Origin of the sequence: Actinosynnema sp. NPDC059335, assembly GCF_042752395.1 — a bacterium.
Lineage (GTDB): Bacteria > Actinomycetota > Actinomycetes > Mycobacteriales > Pseudonocardiaceae > Actinosynnema.
The window spans coordinates 1-18,861 of record NZ_JBHYXZ010000052.1 but is presented as its reverse complement, the minus strand read 5'-3'; the positions used below and the strand labels follow the sequence as shown (position 1 = coordinate 18,861).

The window sequence follows — 18,861 nt, the reverse complement described above, 5'->3', positions numbered from 1 at the left end:
CGACGTGGTGGGATCCCGAAGTGTGACCGCTCTCGACGCGGTGTCGGTGCACACACCGGCGTTCCGCGTTCCCCTCGAAGACCTGGCCGAGCCGCTCGGCCTGACCGACATCCAGGTCCGGCTCTTCCGGCGGTTCCACGGGCTCGACCGGATCCGGTTCGACCCGGACCGGTCGCTGGGCGGGCTGCTGCGCGCCGCGGTCGACGGGCTGACCGCGTTGCGGGGCAACGAACACCGGGTCCGGTACGTGATTCACGGCCGGGCGATGCCGGTCGTCGTGCCGTACCCGGACAACCCCCTGCACGACCTGTGCCGCGAGCTGGGCCTGGCGCACGCCCTGACCTTCACCGTCACGCACCAGAGCTGCGCGAGCGGGCTGCTGGCGGTGGAGCTGGCCGGCCGGCTGCTCACGGGCGACCCGGCCGGTGACGCGTTGGCGCTCGTGCTGACCGGGGAGAAGGCGTTCACCCGGGACGCGCGGCTGCTGCCGGGCACGTCGATCTTCGGCGAGGGCGCGTCCGCGTGCCTGGTGAGCGCGAACGGCGACCGGGACCGGCTGCTCGCCTACGCGTCCGCGCAGCGCGGGGAGTTCGACGGCGAGTTCGGCGACCTGGCGGAGCGGTTCCAGCGCGAGTACCGCGCGTCGCTGGCGGACGTGATGCGCCGGGCGGTGGCCGACGCCGGGCTGGCCCTGGACGACATCCGCCTGGTGCTGCCCCACAACGTGAACGTGGTGACCTGGCAACGCCTGTGCCACCTGATCGACTTCCCGGTCGACCGGGTGCTGCTGTCCAACGTGCCCGAACACGGGCACCTGTTCTGCTCCGACGCGTTCGCGAACTACCGGACGGCCCGGGAGCGCGAACTGCTGCGCGAGGGCGACCACTACCTCGTCGCGACCGTGGGCGCCGGCGCCGGCGCCACGTTCTCCGCGATGGTGTTCCGGCACTGACCCGATCCCCCTTTGGCACGGCTGGGAGGCCGACATGACCGCACCCGACGCACAGCTCGACGTCGAATTACGGCACCGCGTGGTCGAGGCCATGACGACCGTGCTCCGGCGGCTGGTGGAGCACGAGGGGCCGATCACCGAGGACATGCACCTGGCCGACGAGCTGGGCGTCAGCTCCTCGCTCGGCCTGGAACTGCTGCTGGAGGTGGAGGAGCAGGTCGGCATCCAGATCGACGTCGAGAAGATGCGGCCGGACGAGCTGCTGACCGTCGGCGAGCTGGCGACCTTCATCGTCGGCCACAGCCGGCCCTGGTGAGAGCCGGATGCGCCTGATCCGGGCCGAGCGCAGGAGCTTCGCCGGCACCGCCGCGTTCCTCGCCGACGACGGTCACCGCGAGGTCGTGACCACCTACTTCACGGACCTGGCCCGTTCCCTCGGGGACGGGTCGGAGCCCGACCTCGCCGGCCACTCCTACGGCGAGATGGCCGGGGCGTTGCTGCCGGACGTGGTGCCCGACGGGGAGCCGGTGGACCTGCTCGTGCTGGCGTACGCCATCCACGACATGTGGCCGGGGCGGGCCACCGCGACCTACCTCAGCCACCTCTGCCCCGGCACGCCGCGCTCGTTCGCCGTGTGCGACCAGGGCAGCGCGGCCCCGTTCACCGCGCTGCGGATCATCCGCGACCACGGTGCGCGGCGCGCGCTGCTGATCGTGGCGGAGCAGGCGTCACTCCCCTACCGCTCGGCGGTGACGCCGCCGGCGGAGCACCGCGCCGTCGCCCTGCTGTACGGCGACGACGCGGGCGCGCGGGTGACCGACGTGCGGCAGTACCCCGACGTCCACCCGGCGGCCGTGCCGGAGCTGGCGTCGCGCGGGGTGGCCGAGCTGTCGGCCGGGCACGGCGCGCGGGTCGTGCTGGGCGACGCGCTCGCCGACGCGTGGCCGGGGCACGACCCGGGGCACGAGCGGGTGCCGGCCGGGCAGCCGACCACGGGCGTGTGGTGGCACCTGGCCGGCGCGTTCGCCGACTCGGCGGACCCGGTCGTGATCGCGGACTACGACCCCGCTCTGCGCTACCTCTGCCTCGCCGCGGTCTCCCGGTGACGACGGTCCCACCAGGACTGTCCGAACAGGACGGCACGACACCGGTGCGAAGGCCCTGTCCCGGCGACGATCCCGATCGCCGGGCGGGAACGGCGTGACAGGGCGGTCAGGACTCGACCGGCACCGCACGGGCCGAGGCGACGCGGGTCGGCGCGGCCGGGTCGAAGGCGGCCTCGACGGCGACCTCCTCCACCGCCCGCAGCAGCGCCTCCACCTGCTCCTTGGGGAAGGCGTCGATGTCGAACACCATCTGGAGGTAGACGGTGTCCGGCCGGTCCTCCACGTTGATGAACACCTGGTCGGTCCACCGGTACACGAACTTGTGCCACCTGAGGAACGTCTCCGGCAGCTTCTCCCGGATCGCCTCGGGCGTCACGGTCGCGGTGCGCACCATCTCCTCGGCGTCGGTCTTGGTGCTGAACCGCCGGTCGCTGATGCGGCACGTGATGCGGGCCGGGTGGCCGCGTTCGGCGTCCAGCCGCGCGGCCAGCTCGTCCAGCTGGTCGGGGTCGTAGTAGGCGTGCATCCACGCGAGCGTCGTCGTCTGGCGGGCACGGGCCACCACGTCGTCCACGGTCCCGTCGAGGTCGAGGGTGAGCACGGCGTTCTGGACCACCGAGCCGATCACGTCGGACAGGCCCGGCCGGTAGCGGTTGCTCGCGACGAGGTGCGTGGTGAGGGGGTTGACGCCGGTGGTGCGGCCGAGCGCGATCGCGATCAGCACGAGCAGCACGCGCGAGGTGTCCGTGCGGGTGCGCTGGGCGATGGCGAGCACGGCCAGGTAGGCGGCGGGCGAGTGGAACCGCACGTTGCGGCACCGGCCGCCGGGTTCGTAGTCCGGGGTGTCGGGCACGTCGAAGGTCATCGGCGCGAGGGGCCGCAGCTGCCCCTCCCAGTACCGCATGGCGCGGTCGCTGATCCGCCGCACCTGCGGCGTCTGCTCGCGGCGGGCCAGGTCGGCGAGCTTCACCGCGTCCGGGTCGACCGGGGTGCCGGCCAGCTCGCCCAGCCCGAGGTCGGTCATGAGCAGCAGCGCGCCCACGCCGTCGGCGACCATGTGCCCGATGGTGAGCACCAGGTACACCGCCGCGCCCCGGTGCTGCATCACGCCCATCCGGATGGGCCACGGCGTGTGCCGGTCCAGCGGGGTGGCCATCCAGTCGAGCCACCGCTTGTTGCCGTACCGGTAGGCGGCCTCGCGGTCCGCCTCGTCGGCGAACGTCACCACCTCCAGGTCGATCTCGCCCGACCCGGACACCACCTGGCACGGGTTGCCGTCGTCGTCGACGCCGATCCGGGTGCGCAGCGCGGGGTGCTTGCCCATGAGCGCGGCGAGCAGGTCGGCGACGTCGGCGACGGTGAGACCTTCGGGGAGGTGGTGCGCCCCGCTGATGTTGTAGGTCCAGTCGCTGGTCCGCATGTCCCGCAGGAGCGCCTTCTGCCCCCACGTCAGCGGCGCGGTGCCCGCGCCGGGTCCGGCGAACGGCACGGTGATCCGGTCGAGGACGAAACCGTCAGCCATCGGCGCTCCCGAAGATCACGCTCACGTTGTGGCCGCCGAACCCGAAGGAGTTGGACATCACCGCGCGCACCTCGGCCGGCGACGGCTCGCCGCGGACGTGGTTGAGGTCGCAGGCGGGGTCCGGGTCGTCCAGGTTGTGGGTCGGCGGGAGGAGTCCCTTGCGCAGGGCGGTGATGCCGATCGCGGCCTCGACCACGCCCGAGGCACCGAGCATGTGCCCGGTGACGCCCTTGGTCGAGCTGACCGGCGGCATGGCGTCGCCGTACACCGCCCGGATCGCCGCCGTCTCGGCCGCGTCGCCCGCCTTGGTGCCGGTGCCGTGCGCGTTGAGGTAGTCGATGTCGCCTGTGGACAGTCCGGCATCCCGAAGTGCGATCCGCATGCTCTCGGCCGCGCTGGAGCCGTCCGGCCGGGGCGTGGTCGGGTGGTGGGCGTCGCTGGTCGCGCCCCAGCCGAGCACCCGGGCGTGGGCGGCGGCGCCCCGCGCGCGGGCGAAGTCGGCCCGTTCGAGGACGAGCACGCCCGCGCCCTCGCCGAGCACGAAACCGTTGCGGCGGCGGTCGAACGGCCGGCTCGCGGCGGTCGGGTCGGGCCAGCCGCGGGCCAGGGCGAGCGCGTTGCCGAAGGCGTCGGCGAAGGTCGGGAAGAGGGGGGCCTCGGTGCACCCGCACACCACCACGTCGGCCTCGCCGGACCGGAGGATGCGCACGGCCTCCCCGATGGACTGCCCGCCGGCCGCGCACGCCGTGCCGGAGGAGGAGGTGTAGCCGCGCACGCCGAACTTGATGGCGACCCGGGCCGCCGCCATGTTCGGCAGCACGCCGGGCAGCAGGAACGGGCTGACGCCCAACCGGCCCCGGTGCGACCGCTCGACCGCTTGCGCGGCAAGGGTTCCCAGGCCGCCGACGCCGGACAGCACGACCGCGGCCCGGTACGGGTCGACGTCCCGCCCGACCTCGATCCCGGCGTCGGCCAGCGCGTCCTCGGCGGCCCGCACGGCCATCACGATCGACCGGTCGACCACGCGCGCCTCCTTCGGGGGGATGACGCTCTCCGGGTCGATGTCCGGGCCGATGGCGGCCGCGTCCACGACGCCGTGCAGCGCGTGCCCCTCCGGGGGTCGCACGACGGCGGACCTGCCGGAGCAGACCGCCTCGAACACCTCGTCCACCACCGTGCCGACCGGACTGACCAGCCCGATCCCCGTCACGGCGACGTCCGGGCTCATGTCGCCGAGGCGGTCTGCACGCGACGCGCGACCTCGGCGCAGAACTCGCCGACCGTCATGGCCGCGAACATCTCCGCCTCGTCCTCGTTGAACCGGACGCCGAAGTGGTCCTCGACCCTCAGGGACAGCTCGGCCAGCGCGAGCGACTCCAGGTCGGCGCCGGCCGGGCCCAGCACCGTGTCGTCGTCCATGTCGGCGGTGCTGTACTTCATGACCGTCAGCGATTCGAAAAGGAACTGGCGGATCTCAGAATTCATCGCGGCGCTTCCCTTCCCCGGGAGGTCAACGGAAATCTGCACCACCGGGGTGGAGCCCGTCAAGCGCAACGGCGGCACCGCATACGGGCTATGGACCGCGTTCGGATGAGACCGCAGAATGTGCCCCATGCCGCCGGCGATGCTCGATCTCGTGACGCGCGAAGGGGTGCCGCCGGGTTCGCCGGCCGTGCACCTCGTCGGCGGTCGGACGCTGTCCTACGGCGACTTGGCCGACCTCGTCGCGGGGGCCGAACGCGCGCTGCGCCACGACGGCAAGGCGTTGGTGCTGTGCGCGGGCGACCGCGACCTGCCCACGCTGGTGGCCTACCTGGCCGCACTGCGACTGGGCCACACGGTCGCCTTCCTGCCCGCGTCGGAGGAAATCCTGGCCGCGTACCGACCGGAGTTCGTCGTGCCCGCGCCGGGCGACGGCGGAATTCCGAAGGGGACCGGTTACGGGCCGGACGAGCCGTTGCCCGGCGGGGCGACGCTGTTCCGCCGCCGGGCGGGCGGTCCGGCCGGCGACATCTTCGCGGGCACGGCCCTGCTGCTGACCACTTCGGGCACGACGGGGAGCCCGAAGGCGGTGCGACTGTCCTACGAGGGCTTGGCCGGCAACGCCGACGCCATCGTGCGCGCGCTGGGCATCACGGCCGCGGAGCGCGCGCCGACCACGTTGCCGATCACGCACGCCTACGGGCTGTCCGTCCTGAACAGCCACCTGTGGGCCGGGGCGAGCGTCGTGCTCAACGACCGGTCGCCGCTGTCGCTCGCGACGTGGGACCACCTGACCCGGGCGGGCGCGACGTCGTTCGCCGCCGTGCCGACGACCTATGCCGCGTTCGGCCCTTCGCACCTGAAACTGTTGGAGCGCACGGAGATCCGCACCATGACGCAGTCCGGCGCGCGTCTCGGCGACGAGCTGACGCTGCGCATGGCCGAGGTGATGCGGCGGCGCGGCGGCCGGTTCTTCCCGATGTACGGCCAGACCGAGGCCACCTCGCGCATCGCGTGCCTGGACCCGGCCGACCTGCCCGACCGCCTCGGCTCGGTGGGGGTCGCGGTGCCCGGCGGCACGATCACCGTCGAGGAGGCCGAGACGCACGACCGGGCCGTGCCCGGCGAGGGCGCGGTCCGCTACCGCGGCCCCGGCGTCATGCTCGGGTACGCGACCGGCCGCGACGACCTGCGCCGCGGCGCGGAGGTGGACCTCTTGGACACCGGCGACCTGGGTTACCTGCGCGACGGCTACCTGTACCTGACCGGCCGCACCAAGCGCATCGTCAAGGTGCTCGGCGTCCGCACGAGCCTGGACGACCTGGAGCGACTGGTCGAGCGATCGGGTCATCCCACCGCCGTGGTGTCCGGCGAGGACGACGTGGTGTACCTGTTCGGCGCGGGCGACGAGACCGTGCACGAGGCTCAGCGGCGGCAGGTGGCCGAGGCGCTGGGGGTGCCGAGCCGGCACGTCGTGCTGCGGCCCGTCGACCACCTGCCCCGCACCGCCGGCGGCAAGGTCGACTACCGGGCGCTGGCGGCGGCCGTGGACGGGCAGGAGGTCGGACGGTGGGGCTGACGCACTGGCGCGAGTTGTCGGACCGGGGCCAGGACCTGGTGCTGTGCCTGGACTTCCCGGGCGGGCGGGCCGTCGCGGGGTTCCCCGACCTGGCGGCCGGGGTGACGGCGGACGCCTCCTTCCTGCACCTCGCCGACCCCGGCACGGGCGCGGTGGACGAGCGTGCCGAACGCTGGGTCGCGGAGGTGTCGGCGACCGGCAGGCCGGTCCGCGCGGTCCTGGGGTTCTGCGCCGGCGCCGCGCTGGCGACCTGCGTCGCGGACGCGGTCGCCGAGTCCGGACCACCGCCCCCGGTCCTGCTCTTCGACGCCGTGGCGACGACCGCCGGCTCGCTGTCGCACCAGTTCACCTCGACGCTCGAGACGTCGGCGGACCACCTGACCGAGGCCGAGCTGGACGACGCGCGGGCGCTGGCCGACGGCCTGGTCGAGGCGCACCCGGACGACCCGCCCCGCATCGCGGCCGCCCTGGTGGAGCGGTACGACGCGTTGATGGGCGAGGTCGCGGCCCGGCTGTCGCTCAACGACTTCTTCCGCCGGCAGCTCACCGGCGGGTTCACCGCGTACCTGGACTATCTGCTGCTGGCCGCGCAGGGCAGGTTCCACACGCGCTTCGGCGAGCCGGTGTTCGTGTCGTCCAGGGAGCACGAACCGCCGGTGGACGGCGTCGAGCGCCGGGACGTGGACGTCGAGCACTCCGACCTGCTGCGCGCGGCCGAGGTGCACGACCTCGTCGCCGGACTGTTGATGGGAGAGCGCACATGGTGAGCGTGGCCGAGATCGCCGACGTGCTGTCGGCACATCCCGGTGTCGGCAGGGCCGCGGTCGCGGTCGTGCGCCACGACGGGCGCGAGGTCGCCGTCGCGGCCGTGGAGCTGGACGAGTACCTGAGCGGGCCGGTCCTGCGCAACCACGTGCGGCAGCGGCTCGGCGACGACTGCGGGCTGCACGGCGTGCTGGTGGTGGACCGGATCCCGCTCGCGGACGGCGAAGTGGACGCCGACGAGGTGGCGCGGGCCGTCGCCGACGGGCGGTGCGCCCTCTTCGAGGACCCGCGCGACGACGTGGAGCGCCGGGTGGCGGAGATCTGGTCGGCGCAGATGGACGTCCGGCCGGTCGGCGCGACCGACGACTTCCTGGAGCTGGGCGGCGACTCGCTGTCCGCGCTGGGCATCATCGCCGCCATCGAGGCGGAGTTCGACCGGCCGTTGGACGTGTACGAGTTCATGAGCGCGTCCAGCGTCCGGCGGTTGGCCGAGATCCTGCGGTGACCGCCACCCTCCCGGTGCGCGAGCGGATCGCCGACCTCGCCCGCACGGCGCCCGACCGGGCGGCGCTCGTCGGGTTCGACGCGGACCTGGCCGAGCACACCGTGTCGTGGCGCGAGCTGGGCGACGCGGTCGAGGGCGGGGTGGCCGCGCTGCGGTCGGCGCTCGACCCGGACGTGCGGTCGTGCGTCGTCGTGGAGGCCGCCAACACGGTCGCCGCGGTGATCGGCATCGCGTCGGCGCTCGCGGCCGAGGTGCCCGTGTTCCCGGTCAACCCGGCCACCCCGGCGGCCGAGCGCGGCCTGCTGCTCGACCTGCTCGGCCGCCGGTTCGACCACGTCCACGTGCCCGGCGGCGACCACCGGGACCGCCCGGCGTCCGCCGGCGCGCCCGCCCGCCCGGTCGCCTACCTGCTGGCCACCGGCGCGAGCACCGGCATCCCGAAGATCTCCGCGAAACCCGGACCGCTGCGCCACGACCCGGGCCGGACGCCGTCCCTGGTGATCCGGCAGACGGGCTGGCGGACCGGACAGCGCCAGCTCATCGTCGGGCCGCTGCACCACGCCGCGCCGTTCACCGTGCTGGTGGACGCGCTGCTCGACGCGAACACCGTCGTGCTGCAACCGTTCTTCTCGCCGCAGTGGACGGTGGACCTGGTGCGGGAGCACCGCGTCGAGTGGCTGCAACTCACCCCGACGCACATGCGCGAGATCCTGCTGCTCGCCAAGCCCGACCCGGAGGGCTTCGCCCACCTGCGCGGCGTGCTGCACACGGCCGCGCGGTGCGACTTGGACACCAAGCGCGGCTGGATCGACCTGCTCGGCCCGGAGCGGGTCTTCGAGCTGTACGGCGCGACCGAGGGCATCGGCGTGACGCTGGCGCGCGGCGACGAGTGGCTGGCCCGGCCGGGCACGGTCGGGCGCGGCTTCTTCACCCAGCTCCGCGTGCTGGACGACGACGGCCGGCCGGTCGCGCCGGGCGAGGTCGGCACCGTGTTCATGCGCACGCCGCAGCGCGTCGGCCGCTCGGACTACCTCGACGACCGGGTGGTCCGCACGACCCCGGACGGGTTCGCCACCGTGGGCGACCGCGGCCGGGTCGACCGCGACGGCTACCTGTACCTGGAGCCCCGCGACCACGGCACGATCAACGTCGGCGGGGAGAAGGTGGACCCCGACGAGGTCGAGGCCGCGCTCCTGGCCCACCCCGCGGTGGTCGACGCCGTCGCGCTCGCCGTGCCGCACGAGACGCTCGGGTCGGTGGTCGGCGTGCACGTGGTGCTGCGACCCGAGACGAAGGTCCGCAAGGCCGACCTCGCCGCGCACTGCGGCCGGCGGCTGGCCGGTTACAAGATCCCGAAGCACTTCACGTTCGTCGACCGGCTCCCCCGGTCCGCGGCCGGGAAGATCCAGCGCTGGCGGCTCGCCGCCGGTCACGAGGGCGGTGCACCCACACGATGAACCCGACCGTGGACGACGTGCTCGACACCGGACACCAGCACCCGCGCACGCCGGTGGAGCTGTGGCTGGCCCGGCGCTGGCAGGAGGTCATCGGCTTCGCCGTCGGCATCCGGGAGAACTTCTTCGAGGTGGGCGGCAACTCGCTCGACGCGGCCCGCGTCATCAACGCCGTGCACGAGGAGTTCGGCGTCCAGCTCCCGCTGAACGTGCTCACCGAGCACCCGACGGTGGAACGCCTGGCCACCCGGCTGCGCGACCTCACCGCGCGGCTGCTCGACCCGCTGGTCCCGGTCCAGCAGGGCGACGGCACGCGACCGCCGCTGTTCCTGGTCCACCCGACGAACGGGCAGGTCGGCCCGTACGCGCTCCTGGCGCAGGACCTGGGCGAGGAGTTCACCGTGTTCGGCCTCCAGGCCGCCGGGCTGCACGCCGACCAGGAGCCCGTCCGCACGGTGCCCGACCTGGCCCGCGCCTACCTCGCGGCCATCCGGTCGGCGTGGCCGGAGGGGCCGTACCTCCTCGGCGGAGCTTCGACCGGCGCGGCGGTCGCCCACGAGCTGGCCGCCCTGCTGGCCGAGGCCGGGGCCGAGGTGCGGCTCGTGGCGCTGCTCGACGCCGCCCTGCCGGCCGGGGTGGACGAGCCGGGCTTCGCCGAACCCGACACCGGGCCGGACCCGGCGGGGACGCTGGACCGCTGGAAGGCGCGCGGCCTGGTGCCGCCGGACGAGACGGAGGAGTTCGTCGTCCGCGCGCGGCGCGTGTGGCAGGCGAACCGGGACGCCGTCCGCGCCTGGCGGCCCCGGCCGTACGGCGGTCGGCTCGACGTCTTCGGCGACCCCTCGCCGTACGCGGCCTGGCCGGCCGGCGAGGTCCGCGAGCACGCCGACGTGGTCGACGCGCTGCGCGAGTCGATCGGCTGACCGGCGATGACGACCTCCGTGGACACCGGGCGGCCACGCCGCCGCCGCGTGCTGCTCACCCCGGTCGACCCCGTCCCCGTGCCGTTCAGCGGCGCGCGGGCGGGCGAGGGGCCGCTCACCCTGGGCCAGCTCAACACCGCGCAGTGGCTGGAGGGCATGCCCGACCACGCCTACGCGGTGCTGTGCGTGGAGCTGCCGGTGCCCGACGGCGTGACCACCGACGACGTGGCCGCGACGATCGCGGTGCTGTTGGCCAGGCACGAGAGCCTGCGGACGCACTACGCGCGCGGCGAGCACCGGCGGCAGGTCGTCGCGGCCTCCGGCGTGCTCGAACTGGACGTGTGCTCGCTCGGCGAGGGCGAGTGGGGACCGCGCGACCGGCCGGCGGTGGCCGGTCAGCTCGTCGCCTGGCTGCGGGAGCGGCGCGGCACCGTGACCGACCTGCCGCGGGTCGTGGTGGCGACCGGCGCGGACGGCGCGGTGGTCGCGTGCGCCGCCGCGTTCTCGCACATGGCCGTCGACCTGGGCGCGATCGAGGTCGTCAAGCGCGAGTTCGCCGAGATGCTCGCCGACCCGGCCCGCCGCGAGGTGGGGCCGCCGCGCCACCAGCCGCTGGACCAGGCCGAGCTGGAGGCGACCCCCGCCGAACGGCGGCGCGCCGAGGTGGCTCTCGCCTACCTGCGGGACCAGTCGGAACGCGTGCCGCACAACCTGTACGCCCTGCCCGGGACGCGGGCCGGGGGCGAGCCGGTGGCGGTCGAGCTGTCGTCCGCGGCGGCGGCGATGGCCGTGCGGGAGGTGGCGGCGCGCACCCGGGCCAGCCGGTCCGCCATCGTCCTGGCCGCGCTCTGCGCGGTGCTGTCCCGGCGCACCGGCTACCGGGAGCTGGTGTTCCCGCTGCTGTCGAGCAACCGCTTCGACCGCCGGCTCGCGGGCTACGTCGGCTCGCTGGCGCAGGGCACCCTGGTCACCGTCGAGGTCGGCGACCGGGGGTTCGACGCGCTGGTCAAGCACACCTGGACCGCGGTGCTGGAGGCGAGCAGGCACGCCGGGTACGACGGCGCGGACCGCGGCGCGATGAGCGAGCGGATCGAGCACGAGCGCGGGCTGAAGTTCCTCTACGACCCGCTGTTCAACAGCCTCGTCCCCGAGTCGTGGTCCGGGATCAACGCGGGCGTGAAGCACCGGCCCGAGCAGATCGCCGCCGCCCTGCGGCACACCGGGCTGACGTGGCGCCCGGTGCACCGCAACGGCACGCCGGTGCGGTTCGGCCTGAACCAGGTCGACGGGCGGCTGCGGCTCGACGCGTGGAGCGCGGACATCGGCGTGGTGTCGCGGGCGGAGATGGAGTCGGTGCTGTTGGCCGTCGAAGCCGTGCTGGTGGGCGCGGCCGGCGGCGACCTCGACGCCGGGCAGGTGCGCGGGCTGATCGCCCTGGACCCGGTCGAACGCCCGCCCGGCTGGGTGCTGGTCGACGGCTGCTGGGTGGACCTGGCCGAGGTACAACGGCTGCTCGACGACTCCCTCGCCCCTTCGGTGGCCCGCATCTTCCCCGCCGTCGACGGGCGCGCGCTCGTCGCCCACCTGACCGCGACCGACGCCGTGCGGACACCCGAACAGGCCCACGCCCGGTGCATGGCCGCGCTGCCGGACCGGCTCAACGCCCTGGCCCCGCGCCACTACGTCGTCTGCGCCACCGCCCCGGCGGACCCGGCCGACCCCGCCGCCTGGCCCGCTCCGCTCGCCGCCGGCGCCGGCCGGTCCGCCGACGCCTGAGCGTCACGCGTCGGTGGCGGTCACCGGGTCGCGCCCGACCCACGCGAACGCGACGAGCGACACGGCCGTGCCCACCACCGCGCAGACGAGCGCGCGGTGGTGGACGAGCGCGCCGAGGGTGAGGACGCCCACGGCGACGCCGATGTGGTGGTGGGTCTGGTTGACGTGCCTCGCCGCCGCCGGCCCCAGGCCGGCCCCCAGGGCGACCAGGCCGAGCGGGAGCAGCGGGCCCGCGCCGGCCACGAGGGCCGCGCCGAGCGTGACGAGCAGGGTCGAGGTCGCGGGTCCCGGCCCGAGCCGGCGGGCCAGGACGGCTGCCGTGATCATGGCGGCGACCAGCGGGGACAGGTGTGCCAGGGCGTCCAGCGGCGAGCGACCCGGTTCGTCCTGGAGCCGCAGCGCCTCCAGGAACACGGTGCCCAGCCCGAGCGCGGCGGACGTGCACGTCACCGCGGCCGTCCCGAGGAAGGCCCGGTCGCCGGACCGCGACCGGTCGGCCGTGGTCCGGGTGCGCGGTTCGCCGACGCGCAGGTGCACGTGACCGATCGCCAGCAGCAGCACGCCGACGGGCAGGACGGCCAGGAAGACCAGCCGCCAGTCGACCTCGGCCAGGGCACCGCCGCCCACGAGCCCGAGCGCTCCGGCGAGCGTGCCCACCACGCCCCGCCACTCCCGGCGGACGGGCGTCGCCGCACTCCGGAACTCCGGATCGACGGGCGTCGCCGCGCTCCGGGACTCCCGATCGACAGGCCCCGCCCCGCTCGCGGAGTCCCGATCGGCGGGATCCGCCGAGCCCCGGAACTCCTGATCGACAAGCTCCACCGGGCCCCGATCGACAGGCTTCGCCGAGGTGGTGCGCGTGCCCGGCTCGCGGCCCACGAGCCTGGCCGCCGTGGCGAGGAGCAGGCCGGAGCCGACGCCCTGCACGCACCGGGCCAGGATGAGCGCGAGCAGCGATCCCGCCGCGCCGGACGCCACCGCGCCCGCGCCGAACAACACCGCGCCCAGGCGGAACGCCCGTCCGGTGCCGAGCCGGTCCGCCACCGCGCCACCGGCCGCCGCCACCGCGGCGACCGCCAGGGCGTGGGCGACGACGACCCACTGCCGGCCCCCGAACCCGAAGCCGAGTTCCGCGCCCAGGCCCGGTAACGCCATCATCGCCGCCGTGCCGTCGAACAGGACCGCGAACGTGGCCGTGGACCCGGCGATCACCGACCACCGGCGCGAGTCCACCCCGGGCGCCGGACCGGGGACGGGGTCACCCGCCATCGCGCTCACGTCCCACCGCCCGCGCCCGCCGACCCGCGCGGCCCGGTGTCCTGGCCCCGGTGCGGTGCCGGCGCAGGGTGGTCAGGTCGGGGCTGGCGGTGCGCACGCCCCGCAGCCGGACGACCACCGTGCCGTCGGCGGCCGTGGCCGTGTACCGCTCACCGTCCTCTGTGGAGTACCGGCGCAGGTCCAGGTAGGGGCCGAGGAGCCGGGCCAGCTCGCGGTCGTCGGCCGGCAACGGCACGTCGATCACCTCGACGCCGGCGAGCGATTCGGGCGTGGCGGCCTTGCGCAGCAACGAGTCCAGCGCGTCGCCGGGCAGGAGGTAGCCGGTGAACCGGTGGTCGACCGGCGGGTGGTCCGCCTCGGCCTCGGGCCACTCGGGCACGCCGAGGTGGACGGTGGTCCGCGCGTGGTCGACCGCCGGCACGCCGTGGGCGGCGGGGCCCTCGATGCGGACCCGCACCTCGTCCCCGGTCCGGGCGGCGGTGACCTCGACGCGGCGTGGCCACCGCCCGGCGGGCGCGCGGAGCAGGCGCGGCAGCCGGAGGTCGGTGTACCGCAGCGGGGCCAGGTCGGGCGCGAAGGACACCGCGGCCTCGGCCGCGATCTGCACCAGGGTGGCGGTCGGCACGGTCGGCTGCCCGTTGACGAGGTGCCCGCGCACCTCGGCGTGGCGGTCGAGGTCGATCTCGACGTGCCACCGCGCCACCTCGCCGTCGTGCCGCTCGGGCTCGGGGAGGAACAGGGCCGCCGCCGACCGCCGGCCTTCCGCGTCCGGTACGGGGTGGTTCACAGTCATGGTCCGATTCCGACGGGGTCTGGTGGGCGGTGGAATGAAATCACGGAACCGGTCACCGTCGTCGGCCCGCTCCGGCGTGCGCCCACCGCGCGGTCGGTCCGGCGAACTCCCGCGACGCACGCCAACCGCAGCTACGGTGAACCGGCGCGGGCACGGGCCGGTGGGCGAGGGGGCGAACCCACGCGGTCGGCGGGCCGCCCCGAGGGGACGACCCGCCGACGTGAGGGTGCCTCAGCAGTCGCAGTCGGCGTCGGCGTGCGTGTGGCCGTTGGTCGACGCGGTCGACACGGACAGCGGCTTGGCGGTGGTCGGGCGCACGGCGCGGCCGATGACCATCGCCTCGATGAACTCCCACGCGCCCGGCATCTTCGTCTCCTGCAGATCCGCGATCTCCAACGACGAGTTCTGCAACGTCTGCACCGTCGGCCGGTTGCAGTGGCACTCGTTGCCGAACCAGTACCACCCCTTCTGGATGATGTCCTGCTTCCGCGCCACCCGCGGGTCCTTGTTCCGCACGTGCTCCAGGAACAAATACTGCCCACCCGGCTTCAACACCCGCTCGATCTCCCGCAACGCCGGCTGCGGATCCGGCACCGTGCACAGGATCATCGCCGCCGCCACCGTGTCGAAGTACCCGTCCGGGTACGGCAACCTCTCCGCACCCGCCACCACCAACTGCACCCGACGCGGGTAGTTCGCCGTCTTCTCCTGCAACTTCGCCACCATGTGCGGGTACGGCTCCGTCAGGATCAACTCGTCCACCGCGTCCGGGTAGTGCGGCAGGTTCAACCCCGTCCCCGTCCCCAGCTCGATCGTCCGGCCGTAGGCGGGCTTGAGGAACTCCGCGCGCTTCTCCGACAGCCCGTACCCCTCCACCTTCGCCAGGAACTTGTCGTACATCCCGGCGAAGACGTACTTCCCCCACGTGGCGTCGTACGCCTTCTTCAGAACCTTGGTGGTAGCACCCATTTGCTGAAGCCCCTTCGTACGGCGGGCACCGAATTCACGCCGCAGCCGAGCGCGCGGCACCCCGTCCGATAGTGCGAACGATTCCTGCTCCGAACCTTCCCCCCGTGACCGGAACGGACCGGTGAATGTCCGGGACCGATCTGCTCCGAGTCCGCCGGTCGCGACGACGTCCTCGGCACGGCATTTCCGGCCGCCCGGTTCGACGGCCGATCCCAGTGTCCGGGTTGAACCTGGCTTCAAGTCAACCCCCGCCCCTCGGCACGGCCGCTGAACTGCGCGAACAGGGCATGTGCCACGTACTCGGCGCAGCGTGGGACGCAGTTCGGTCAGCACCGACCCGCTTTCCGGCGACCTGCGCGGCCGATACGGTCAACCGCACCCCGAAGCGTTGCGCAGACCACTCTTGACCACCCGCCGCACGCCGCCGCCGGAATCGGTCGCGGATTCCTCCCACGACTCGGGACACGTCCCCTGGGCACGCCTTCGAATTACCGCCGTGCCGCGCGTCCTCCCGCCGCGCACGGGCGGATACCTTCGTGATGAGGGGGGCCGGGCCTCGTGCTCAGCCGCCGGTGATGACGACCGGCCGCCACACGCCGGGCGCGGGGTCGGGGCAGTCGTTGCTGGGGAGTTGGTCGACCATCGCCGACAGCTCCGCGCGCAACGCTTCCAGGCGCTGCATCTCCTGGTTCAGCTCCGCCATCCGGTCGCGCAGCAGGACCGCCGCGTCGCCGCACGGGCACTGGCCCGTGTCGCGGATCTCCAGCAGGTCGGAGATCTCCCGCAGGCGCAGGCCGAGCCGCTGCGCGCCCTGGATGAACCGCAGCCGGTCCACGGCGTCCTCGCCGTACCGCCGGTACCCGGACTCGGTGCGCGGTGGCTTCGGCAGCAGGCCGACACGCTCGTAGTAGCGGATGCTGTCGCTGGTCACACCGGCACGGCGCGCCAGGCCGGCGACCGTCATGCCACCGGGATCCGTTGGCGCTGTCCCCATGGTGCCAGGGTAACGGGAGGTGCTCGTGCCGTGTCGGTTCATGAACCCAGTTCCCAATCTTTGAGCAGGTCCGGACAGGTGTGTTCGCACACGGCGGCGGCGACGTCGGCAACGTGCCGGTCGGTCAGGATGGTGTGGTGGGTGCCGGCGACCCAGGTGCCCGTGGTGCGGCCGGTGGTGAGCGCCTGCCACCCCCAGGTGCAGTGCGACGCGTGCGGGTGGTCGGCGAACGCGGTCACCAGGCCGTTGGCCGCGCGGATGACGTGCACGTCGGCGGCGATGGTCGACGGGCGGTGGCGGCGGCAGGCGCGGACCACGGCGGTGAAGACGTCGTAGGTGTGCCGCAGGTGCGCCTCGTCCGCGGCGACGGCGCGGCCGGTGCGCCGTTCGACCAGGGCGAGGCCCGCCGCCACCAGGTCCTCGTCGGCGGTGGCGAGCAGTGCCGCCCGCTCGGCCCCGGTGGCGTCGTCGGCGCGGAAGCCCGGGTCGAGGTCTTCGAGGAACCACAGCAGCAGGGACACCGGGTCCGCCTCCGGCGCGGGCAGCGGCGACGGCGAGTCGAAGACGAACAGCCGGGCCACGTCCTCGCCGTCGCGCTCCAGCCGGTGCGCCACCTCGGCGGCGATCACCGCGCCCGACGACCACCCGCCGAGCACGTACGGGCCGTGGGGCCGGACGGTCCGGATCGCCTCGGCGTACCGGGCCGCGAAGTCGGCCACCTCGGTGGGCACGTCCCGCGCCGGCGGCCGGAGGGCGTACCAGGTCAGGTCCACCAGCGCCGCCAGCCCGCGGTAGGCGAGCACGTCGCCGCCCGCCGGGTGGACCAGGAACACCGCGGGCGCGCCGGCGACCTCGCGCAGCGGCACGAGCGGCGACCACGCCTCCTCGCACCGCGCGGCCGCGGCGCGGACGGACGGCACCTGCTCCGGCAACGCCACCCGCACCGGCCCACGCGGGCTCACCGGCGAGGCGGCACCGTGCCCGGTCGGGGACGTGCTGGCGGTCGGGACCGCGAGGTCGAAGCCCGTGCGCCGCCAGGCTTCGTCGCTGTCGGCCAGGGTGGAGACCAACCGCCGGAACGCCGCGTGCACGGCGTCGACGGCCCCGTCGGGGAACACCGGCTCGGCGACGTCCCACGTGATCCAAGCCGAACCGTCACCCTGCTCCCGGAACCGGCAGTCCAGCAGCACCTGGGGCGTCTCCAGGGCCGAGTACGCGGGCCGCGCGACCTTGCCCGCGACCACACCGCCGCCGATCACGAACGGGCACGCGACCCGGCCGGGCGTGCGGCGGTGCCGGTTGAGGGCCTGGAGCACCTTCGCCCCGCTCCAGTGCACGTTCTGCATGTCCTGGAGCACCTGCGCCCGCAACTTCCGCGCGCGCACCGCGAACGGCTCGACCGCCCGCCAGTCGACCTCCAGCGGGTACAGCGAGGCGAAGTTGCCCATCACCTCGCCGATCTGCGGGTGCAGCGGCAGCCGGTGGGTCACCACGTTGTCGAGCAGGAAGTGCCTCGACCCGCTCCACGTGGCCACCACTTCGGCGAACGCGGCGTACACGACGTTGCCGGCGGTCAGCCCGTGGGCGCGGGCCCGTCGCTTGAGCGCGGACCACACGTCGGCGGACAGCGACCACTCCCGCCGGGTGAGTTCGGACCGGTCCCGGTCGGCCGTCAGCGGCACCGCCGGCGCGTCCGGCCAGTCCGGGATGCGGTCACGCCAGTACTGCTCCGACTCCCGGCCGAGCGGCGAGGACTCGACGGCGGCCAGGGTCAGCACGCAATCGCGGAAACCGACCTCCAGCTCCGGAACCGCGTGCTCCGGGTCGCGGTGGAGCGCGAACACGTTGTCCAGGAAACGACTGGTCCCCATGCCGTCGCTGAAGAAGCTGTTGTTGGTGTAGTGCACGCGGGCGTCGCGCTCGCCGTGCAGGCTGATCCGCACGTCCAGCCACGGCCACCGGTCCAGCGGGAGTTGCCGCCGCCGCGCGTTCTCGCGGATGCGCAGCAGTTCGCGCTCGACCTGCTCGGCGGGCAGGCCGCGGAAGTCGTGGACCACGGGCGACAGCGGCGTGAACTCCGGGACACGGCGCAGCCGCATGTCCTCCGTCACGACCACCAGGTTGTCCCGCTGGCGCAGCAGGTTCCGGTTCACCGCCGCGAAGAACCGCTCCACGTCCAGGTCGACCAGGTCGAACTCCATGTACTGGCGCGGCCGGACGTGGTCCCCCAACTCCACGAGCAACGACGTCTGCAGGTCCGACAACGGGAACGGCTCGTCGGCCGCCGCCGGGTCCGGCACGACGCGCGGGAGGACGTAGCCGCGCGGACCGGCCCCGGACAACCAGCGGACGATGGCCTGCTTCTGCGCGAGGATGCGGTCCCGCAACGCGGGCGACATCGTGCCGCGCGGAGCGGAGATCTCCAGTTCGTCGTGGCCGACGAGCCGGATCTTGATCTCCGTGCGCGCCAGCTCGGCGAGGACTGAGGGCATCGGGTCGATGGTGGTCATGGGTCCCCCTCCGGTGCACGGCGACGGCCAGTTTCGGAGTTGAACTCGGCTTCAAGTCAAGCTCCGGGAACGGGGCTTGACCTTGGAGTGCGGTCCAACCTTTACCGTCGGTTCCGCTAGCCACATCTGAACCACGACCTAGGTGGTCTTCCCTAGGCGAACAGGCGGGTGACCTGCAGTGACCACACAACCCCTGACCAACCGGGTCAACGCCCCGGACGAGGCCGACCTGGAAACACGCCGCTACCGCTTC

17 protein-coding genes are annotated in these 18,861 nt (G+C 74.1%); 9 read left to right on the top strand and 8 right to left on the bottom strand.

The annotated features are described in order from the left end of the window. Positions 1-22: 22 nt before the first annotated feature. Genes ACFXGA_RS18195 through ACFXGA_RS18185 form a run of 3 tightly spaced genes read left to right on the top strand, consistent with a single transcriptional unit; the run spans position 23 to position 2,058 of the window. Positions 23-952, top strand: coding sequence for a 3-oxoacyl-[acyl-carrier-protein] synthase III C-terminal domain-containing protein (locus ACFXGA_RS18195; protein WP_378089258.1), 930 nt, complete (start codon positions 23-25; stop codon positions 950-952). A gap of 34 nt (positions 953-986) precedes the next feature. Next, positions 987-1,268 (top strand): phosphopantetheine-binding protein, encoded by a 282-nt coding sequence (locus ACFXGA_RS18190; protein WP_378089256.1) that lies wholly within the window; start codon positions 987-989, stop codon positions 1,266-1,268. A 7-nt stretch (positions 1,269-1,275) separates the two neighbouring features. After that, complete coding sequence (locus ACFXGA_RS18185) at positions 1,276-2,058, top strand: hypothetical protein (RefSeq protein WP_378089254.1); 783 nt, start codon at positions 1,276-1,278, stop codon at positions 2,056-2,058. 106 nt (positions 2,059-2,164) lie between these two features. On the opposite strand, the gene ACFXGA_RS18180 is transcribed toward ACFXGA_RS18185, so the two are convergent. The 3 genes from ACFXGA_RS18180 to ACFXGA_RS18170 are packed head-to-tail and all read right to left on the bottom strand — an operon-like array spanning position 2,165 to position 5,065. Further along, positions 2,165-3,580: a condensation domain-containing protein gene (locus tag ACFXGA_RS18180; protein ID WP_378089252.1), complete on the bottom strand. Its 1,416-nt coding sequence runs from the start codon at positions 3,578-3,580 to the stop codon at positions 2,165-2,167. Then, positions 3,573-4,808, bottom strand: a complete 1,236-nt coding sequence (locus ACFXGA_RS18175; protein ID WP_378089250.1) for a beta-ketoacyl-[acyl-carrier-protein] synthase family protein — start codon at positions 4,806-4,808, stop codon at positions 3,573-3,575. Before ACFXGA_RS18175 ends, ACFXGA_RS18180 begins: the two co-directional genes overlap by 8 nt. Beyond that, positions 4,805-5,065, bottom strand: coding sequence for a phosphopantetheine-binding protein (locus ACFXGA_RS18170; RefSeq protein ID WP_378089248.1), 261 nt, complete (start codon positions 5,063-5,065; stop codon positions 4,805-4,807). Before ACFXGA_RS18170 ends, ACFXGA_RS18175 begins: the two co-directional genes overlap by 4 nt. Positions 5,066-5,216: 151 nt before the next feature. On the opposite strand from ACFXGA_RS18170, the gene ACFXGA_RS18165 reads away from it, so the two are divergent. Genes ACFXGA_RS18165 through ACFXGA_RS18140 form a run of 6 tightly spaced genes read left to right on the top strand, consistent with a single transcriptional unit; the run spans position 5,217 to position 12,064 of the window. After that, on the top strand, positions 5,217-6,641 hold the full coding sequence (locus tag ACFXGA_RS18165; RefSeq protein ID WP_378089246.1) for an AMP-binding protein: 1,425 nt from the start codon (positions 5,217-5,219) through the stop codon (positions 6,639-6,641). Next, entirely contained in the window at positions 6,632-7,408 is a 777-nt protein-coding gene (locus ACFXGA_RS18160) for a hypothetical protein (RefSeq protein WP_378089244.1), read from the top strand. Before ACFXGA_RS18165 ends, ACFXGA_RS18160 begins: the two co-directional genes overlap by 10 nt. Beyond that, positions 7,402-7,911: a phosphopantetheine-binding protein gene (locus ACFXGA_RS18155; RefSeq protein ID WP_378089243.1), complete on the top strand. Its 510-nt coding sequence runs from the start codon at positions 7,402-7,404 to the stop codon at positions 7,909-7,911. The genes ACFXGA_RS18160 and ACFXGA_RS18155 overlap by 7 nt, the downstream gene beginning before the upstream one ends. Beyond that, complete coding sequence (locus ACFXGA_RS18150; protein ID WP_378089241.1) at positions 7,908-9,368, top strand: class I adenylate-forming enzyme family protein; 1,461 nt, start codon at positions 7,908-7,910, stop codon at positions 9,366-9,368. The genes ACFXGA_RS18155 and ACFXGA_RS18150 overlap by 4 nt, the downstream gene beginning before the upstream one ends. Continuing rightward, positions 9,365-10,288, top strand: a complete 924-nt coding sequence (locus tag ACFXGA_RS18145) for a thioesterase domain-containing protein (RefSeq protein WP_378089239.1) — start codon at positions 9,365-9,367, stop codon at positions 10,286-10,288. Before ACFXGA_RS18150 ends, ACFXGA_RS18145 begins: the two co-directional genes overlap by 4 nt. Positions 10,289-10,294: 6 nt before the next feature. Next, on the top strand, positions 10,295-12,064 hold the full coding sequence (locus tag ACFXGA_RS18140) for a condensation domain-containing protein (RefSeq protein ID WP_378089237.1): 1,770 nt from the start codon (positions 10,295-10,297) through the stop codon (positions 12,062-12,064). Between the two features lie 3 nt (positions 12,065-12,067). On the opposite strand, the gene ACFXGA_RS18135 is transcribed toward ACFXGA_RS18140, so the two are convergent. The 5 genes from ACFXGA_RS18135 to ACFXGA_RS18115 all read right to left on the bottom strand — a co-directional run bounded on the left by ACFXGA_RS18135 (position 12,068) and on the right by ACFXGA_RS18115 (position 18,608). Next, complete coding sequence (locus ACFXGA_RS18135) at positions 12,068-13,333, bottom strand: MFS transporter (protein ID WP_378089235.1); 1,266 nt, start codon at positions 13,331-13,333, stop codon at positions 12,068-12,070. After that, positions 13,323-14,135, bottom strand: coding sequence for a hypothetical protein (locus ACFXGA_RS18130; protein WP_378089233.1), 813 nt, complete (start codon positions 14,133-14,135; stop codon positions 13,323-13,325). Before ACFXGA_RS18130 ends, ACFXGA_RS18135 begins: the two co-directional genes overlap by 11 nt. A gap of 231 nt (positions 14,136-14,366) precedes the next feature. Next, the gene (locus tag ACFXGA_RS18125) at positions 14,367-15,104 is read right to left on the bottom strand and encodes a class I SAM-dependent methyltransferase (RefSeq protein ID WP_378089231.1); all 738 of its coding nucleotides are present in this window, start codon (positions 15,102-15,104) and stop codon (positions 14,367-14,369) included. Between the two features lie 562 nt (positions 15,105-15,666). Next, complete coding sequence (locus ACFXGA_RS18120; RefSeq protein ID WP_378089229.1) at positions 15,667-16,098, bottom strand: heavy metal-responsive transcriptional regulator; 432 nt, start codon at positions 16,096-16,098, stop codon at positions 15,667-15,669. 38 nt (positions 16,099-16,136) lie between these two features. After that, a complete protein-coding gene (locus tag ACFXGA_RS18115) occupies positions 16,137-18,608 on the bottom strand; it encodes a thioesterase domain-containing protein (protein WP_378089227.1) in 2,472 nt (823 codons plus the stop codon). Between the last annotated feature and the right edge of the window lie 253 nt (positions 18,609-18,861).

Excerpts from the sequence above, each read along its gene's own strand:
- ACFXGA_RS18190 (WP_378089256.1), top strand. The coding sequence starts at position 987 with ATGACCGCACCCGACGCACAGCTCGACGTCGAATTACGGCACCGCGTG.
- ACFXGA_RS18180 (WP_378089252.1), bottom strand. The coding sequence starts at position 3,580 with ATGGCTGACGGTTTCGTCCTCGACCGGATCACCGTGCCGTTCGCCGGA.
- ACFXGA_RS18185 (WP_378089254.1), top strand. The coding sequence starts at position 1,276 with ATGCGCCTGATCCGGGCCGAGCGCAGGAGCTTCGCCGGCACCGCCGCG.
- ACFXGA_RS18155 (WP_378089243.1), top strand. The coding sequence starts at position 7,402 with ATGGTGAGCGTGGCCGAGATCGCCGACGTGCTGTCGGCACATCCCGGT.
- ACFXGA_RS18140 (WP_378089237.1), top strand. The coding sequence starts at position 10,295 with ATGACGACCTCCGTGGACACCGGGCGGCCACGCCGCCGCCGCGTGCTG.
- ACFXGA_RS18130 (WP_378089233.1), bottom strand. The coding sequence starts at position 14,135 with ATGACTGTGAACCACCCCGTACCGGACGCGGAAGGCCGGCGGTCGGCG.
- ACFXGA_RS18125 (WP_378089231.1), bottom strand. The coding sequence starts at position 15,104 with ATGGGTGCTACCACCAAGGTTCTGAAGAAGGCGTACGACGCCACGTGG.
- ACFXGA_RS18115 (WP_378089227.1), bottom strand. The coding sequence starts at position 18,608 with ATGACCACCATCGACCCGATGCCCTCAGTCCTCGCCGAGCTGGCGCGC.
- ACFXGA_RS18120 (WP_378089229.1), bottom strand. The coding sequence starts at position 16,098 with ATGGGGACAGCGCCAACGGATCCCGGTGGCATGACGGTCGCCGGCCTG.
- ACFXGA_RS18170 (WP_378089248.1), bottom strand. The coding sequence starts at position 5,065 with ATGAATTCTGAGATCCGCCAGTTCCTTTTCGAATCGCTGACGGTCATG.
- ACFXGA_RS18175 (WP_378089250.1), bottom strand. The coding sequence starts at position 4,808 with ATGAGCCCGGACGTCGCCGTGACGGGGATCGGGCTGGTCAGTCCGGTC.
- ACFXGA_RS18135 (WP_378089235.1), bottom strand. The coding sequence starts at position 13,333 with ATGGCGGGTGACCCCGTCCCCGGTCCGGCGCCCGGGGTGGACTCGCGC.
- ACFXGA_RS18145 (WP_378089239.1), top strand. The coding sequence starts at position 9,365 with ATGAACCCGACCGTGGACGACGTGCTCGACACCGGACACCAGCACCCG.